The sequence below is a fragment of the Synechococcus sp. UW179B genome (assembly GCF_900474245.1).
In the GTDB taxonomy this organism is placed as follows: Bacteria; Cyanobacteriota; Cyanobacteriia; order PCC-6307; family Cyanobiaceae; genus Synechococcus_C.
Genome location: NZ_UCNZ01000012.1, coordinates 1 through 4,810 on the forward strand (window position 1 = coordinate 1; position 4,810 = coordinate 4,810).

Genomic DNA, 4,810 nt, shown 5'->3' on the forward strand with positions numbered 1-4,810 from the left:
AGCGATTGATTGAATAGTGCATATCGATACTGGATACGCATCAGCATCACACCTATCAATCAAGCCATTACACAACTATTTATACAATCAGGACCTCCATGCATCAGAGAACAACAAAATGCACGCTTAGAGACATCACGCAGCCCTGTTTTTACAAGGTTTTCCCATAGTCGTGATGTTTGGCCAAGTCCTTAGTGAATACACTCCGCAGAAGATATCAACATTCACCTATCACACAAAAGATAATTTTGCTATTCATCAGTCAGTCTCATGGATTGATTCTTCTGCACGACAAGAACTATCGATGCAAAGGAGATATGACCCTGATCGACAACGATCACGCCAACCAGCACACCTCATAGAAATGTCTGAATATCTCTCTCCTTTCTTCAATCCAGTGATCTCTACTCAGCCTCACCATGTCGGCACCTTTACTCGCCCTGTGGGCTTGGCATAGGTCCTAAGTAGTTCCTCTGTTCGATGTCCTGCCACTGCTGCAAGATCAGCAGGACTGTTCCCTAATGCAAGTGCATGACTCAGAAAAGAATGCCGTTGGGCGTACAAACGTCTGGGGATCAGTCCCACCCTCCTCTGACTTCTCTTCCACACCCGCTCTAACCCTGAGTCATACAGATGTCCGTAAGTCCTAGGGGTCACAAAAACCAAGCCTTCCTTCGTGTTCAGACCCAGGCATTGCATTGTCTTTCTGTGTTCTCTCAATACCTGCATTGCCTGATCGCTGAGCGGAACGACTCTTGCCTTACCTGTCTTGGTTCCTGACCACAAACGCCTGTGAGTCGCTGTGCCATCACGTCTCAGCGTCTTACTGATCAGCAGTTCCCCTTCATCTAGGCGCACGCAGTCCCAGGTCAATCCAATCAGTTCTGCATTCCTCAGCCCTGTGCTTAACCACAATGCAAAGCAGGGGTAGAACCACTCCTCATTACTTCTCAGATCATTCAGCACCCTCTTGATCTCTTCTTTGCTGAGCACTTCTTCCTGGACAGACCGTGCTGGCACCTTCACCTGGACCAATCGCAATGCCTTATTGCCTGGCTGCACTGATCTGATTGTGCTCAAAATCGTGGATTGAGTTGATGCTGCAAGTCCTTCTGCATTCATCCAAACCAAGAAAAGATCTACCTCTGCTCTTGTCCTGATCGGTAGTCCAAATCGCTTCACGACCCGATAGGCATGAGTGACTCGCGCCTGCTTCTTCTCTTCTGATAATTGCGCTAACCCTTCCAGCAAATGAATATCTCGACCCTCCACCAATGGGCGATATCGGTTGAGTGAAAGGTCCAAATCTCCCTGCTGAGCATCCCGCCAGATCTCAGCGCAGATGGCTTGCCCCCTGGCTTGGGCAACTGGATCATCAAAGCGTCCCAGGCGATTGATGAAATGGTCTCGCCCATCGAGCCTCAACCTGACTTGGAGAGCACCGTTGTTATCTCTCAACTTTGGTGGTTTCTTCAACATCCCTCTCCCTTGCACGGGATTCGGGCTTAGGGCTGACAACGCTTAAAAGCCAAGCCAGATCCACAGATCTAGTAGCTCTTCTTAGCCCTATGGGATCTGATTACGAGATCCAATGCATTTCTGGCTTGGGTTCTGGCTTATTGACCCATGAGAGACCTGAGCATCTCTGAGCGATTCCTTCAAATCCACTGCAACAACATTGCATCGGCACGCCCCGCCTCGCCCGCGGAGACAAACTCCATCACAAGTTCGCCGTAATCGACAACCACAAAGTGATCACGGGATCCTTCAATTGGTCGCCTTCTGCTGCTCACACCAACGACGAAACCCTGCTGGTGATTCACTCACCCAAACTCGCTGCTCATTTCACCCGTGAGATGAATCGGCTGTGGCGGGGTGCTGAGTTGGGGATCACTCAAAGAATGCGTCGAAAGCTTGCACGGAAGAGAGCGAAATGCGGCAGTGGAGTTGAGAGAAGCTGAGGGAACACTCACATCTCGTTAGAGGCCAAAGAAGTCCAAAAGGGCTTCGGGCTTCCCAAGACTCACCAATCTCAAACAATTAGCACAAAACCATTCAATAAACTTTCCAACCAATAAATCCTCTTCCGAACCAAGACTTAGCGATGACAACAAGACAACAACTCAAATATTGAGCACGCCCAACACCCCCATCAAGGCAAGTAGCGCCACATTCATACCTTCCAATCAAGACTAACGCTTTTTCGGCAATCCCACATCATCAGGAATTCGGAGCCCTTGCTACGCATATCAATCCTCGAAGGGAAACAAGAAGAACCAGCGTCCCAAATGCATATCCCTAGCAATCAAAACATTTGCAAATTTTTAAACAAGAAAGAAACGATGATCTGCCATTTAAAACAACAACAAAAATCCCCTTTTCAAAACAACTGGTCACCACGGCAAAACAGTCCCATCAGCATGCAAAAATGTTCCCGTCGTCTCCAAAGACAGTTGATCAATCCGATTCAAAAGATTTCCAACAGCTTCTTCCGGAGGAATTCCATTGGACATCAAATTCATACGAGTACGAACCATGCCTGGGTGCAAAATACCAACCGAAATACCTTGATCCTTAAGATCAATTGATAGGGATTTGACAGCACTATTGAGCGCTGCCTTCGACATTCGATAACCGTATTCTCCACCCGAGGTGTTATCCTGAATTGAGCCCATACGGCTACTCATAAAGACGAGCTTAGAGCCACGAGACATGCAGGACATTAATGCCCTTGCAAGAAGAAGAGGCCCTAAAGCATTGACATCAAATTGCTGGCGTATGCTTGCAGCATCAAGGTGATTAATATCCATCACATGATTAATACCTGCATTCAGAATTGCAGTATTAACTTCAAGCCCCTTCAATCGACTGATTAGATCAGAGATTGAGTCTTGCTGACTCAAATCAGATACTTTTTCAACACGTACATCTAAACGCTCCAACTCATCACTATTTTCGCGGCAGACTGCAATCACTGTTTCCCCGCGTGACTTCAGTTGATGGCAATACTCAAGACCAATTCCACGGTTCGCTCCTGTGACCAAAAAAACAGACATTGCTTGCCTCCTCAACAATGAGTCTTCTTAAAGGGTAGTCAAGAATTATCAGCTGCGTCCAACAACCAACACGAACATTTCAATTAGAACGCAGACCTCAGAGAAAGAGCTTGTACTCTTCTATTTGATACACGAGAAAACGGCTTGAGATTAATAATTATTAACTTTCATGCCAGCAAATAATCCCGTCAATCAACTGATTATCTAATTGAATAAGCTCCAAATACATCAACCTTCTGCCCTCTTCCTTGCATGGGGTTCGGGCTTACCGAGTCATGAGAGTCCTGAGCATCCCTGAGCAATTCCGTCAAACCCATTGAAATCAGGGGGAGTCGCCCCCGCGCCTCGGACGTGGCGACAAGTCGCATCACAAATTCGCCGTGATCGACAACCGCACGGTGATCACGGGATCCTTCAATTGGAGCCCCTCTGCCGCTCACACCAACGACGAAACCCTGCTGATGATCCACTCACCCCAACTGGCTGCTCATTTCACTCGCGAGATGAATCGGCTGTGGCGTGGGGCTGAGTTGGGGATCACTCAAAGAATGCGTCGAAAACTTGCACGGAAGAGAGCGAAATGCGGCAGTGGAGTTGAGAGAAGCTGAGAGAGCTGTGAGGAAGGGAGAGTGGCTTGATGAATTCAGCACCTAACCAGCCATAGATATGAGGAGCGAAAACTTTCTAATGCAGTTACATACTGAGAAAAATAGGTATCACCACGGGAGCGGACCAGCGGAATTAAGGCATAAAACGAGGCACACAGATGGCAGTAAAAATTCTTCGCATCTACCAAGTACTCACTAGAAATCAAATTCCTCAGCTTCCAGTCATAAAAATCAATACCAGCAGCACCAGAACCTTCGGCTTGGTTAGCACAGACAGCATTCAAATGATACAAATGCTTGGGAGCTTCGTCAAAAAACAAGTTATCACCATACTTTATATTTGAGCGTTCAATGCTGTCGGAATGCTGCTCAACAAATTCATCGGCAATAAATACATGGTCGTGGAAAAAGCTTTTCAAATATTTATATCCTTTTGAGCGCATCAATTTAAACATCGCGAGCGAACTAGCCTGCTGAAAGCCGTGTCGTGTTCGCGAAGGGACATAATCAATGCTCAGAGGATAAGAATTGTCGTATTCCACGCATATTAACTTTGGCCTGTACGAATCAAGCCCCTCCAATAGCTGATACTCACCACCATCGATGTCAAAAAACAAAACCTCCATAGAGAAGGGAGCTTGTAGCTCATCCAACAACCTCTCCAAGCCTCTCCGTCCGTAGTCAATTCGCTTATTCACAATAGTCAAGCAACTTCTATCCACACCTTTCCACTCTTCGTATGTCTTTTCGTCAGCCTCACACAACAAGGCTCGAAATCCATTTCTCCTGAAAATACTTGAATTATTGATCGAATGAGGACTCGAAGCCCCTGCCTCGAAAACCACGCCCTCACTGATACCGCAAGCTGCCAAAAATTGAAAAATCCATTCTGACTGCCCGAACTGACTATCCGTCACATCACAATTTAATACATTTTCTCAGTCTAACACACTTCGTAGACCACTAAAATCATAGAGTGACTCAAAGCATCCAATTAGATAATTCCAAAAAATAGCATTACTCCTAAACCCAGGCAAAAGAAGCATATAATATCTTTCAGATCCAGCGCATAGGAAGTCACAACGCCCGATATCTTCTTCCTTTCAGATCATCAACATAACGAGAGACAGCATCCTCAATAAACTG

Annotated in this window: 3 protein-coding genes and 2 pseudogenes; 2 read left to right on the forward strand and 3 right to left on the reverse strand. The window is 46.5% G+C overall.

Translation table 11 applies throughout. The features are described from left to right. Nucleotides 1-414: 414 nt before the first annotated feature. Complete coding sequence (locus tag DXY38_RS06390; RefSeq protein ID WP_170952874.1) at nucleotides 415-1,479, reverse strand: site-specific integrase; 1,065 nt, start codon at nucleotides 1,477-1,479, stop codon at nucleotides 415-417. 203 nt (nucleotides 1,480-1,682) lie between these two features. Between DXY38_RS06390 and DXY38_RS06395 the strand changes: the two are divergent. Then, a pseudogene (locus DXY38_RS06395) lies at nucleotides 1,683-1,961 on the forward strand (phospholipase D-like domain-containing protein); the annotation flags it as partial. A gap of 432 nt (nucleotides 1,962-2,393) precedes the next feature. Here the strand turns inward: DXY38_RS06395 and DXY38_RS06400 are convergent. Continuing rightward, on the reverse strand, nucleotides 2,394-3,056 hold the full coding sequence (locus DXY38_RS06400) for an SDR family oxidoreductase (protein ID WP_115070942.1): 663 nt from the start codon (nucleotides 3,054-3,056) through the stop codon (nucleotides 2,394-2,396). Nucleotides 3,057-3,379: 323 nt separating this feature from the next. Between DXY38_RS06400 and DXY38_RS06405 the strand changes: the two are divergent. Further along, nucleotides 3,380-3,664: pseudogene (locus DXY38_RS06405) on the forward strand (phospholipase D-like domain-containing protein); the annotation flags it as partial. A gap of 35 nt (nucleotides 3,665-3,699) precedes the next feature. Here the strand turns inward: DXY38_RS06405 and DXY38_RS06410 are convergent. Then, nucleotides 3,700-4,581 carry a hypothetical protein gene (locus DXY38_RS06410; RefSeq protein WP_115070943.1) on the reverse strand — a complete coding sequence of 294 codons (882 nt, stop codon included), beginning with the start codon at nucleotides 4,579-4,581 and terminating at the stop codon, nucleotides 3,700-3,702. Nucleotides 4,582-4,810 lie beyond the last annotated feature (229 nt).

Bases quoted from the DNA above. Each gene is read 5' to 3' on its own strand.
- DXY38_RS06400 (WP_115070942.1), bottom strand. From the start codon at position 3,056: ATGTCTGTTTTTTTGGTCACAGGAGCGAACCGTGGAATTGGTCTTGAG.
- DXY38_RS06390 (WP_170952874.1), bottom strand. From the start codon at position 1,479: ATGTTGAAGAAACCACCAAAGTTGAGAGATAACAACGGTGCTCTCCAA.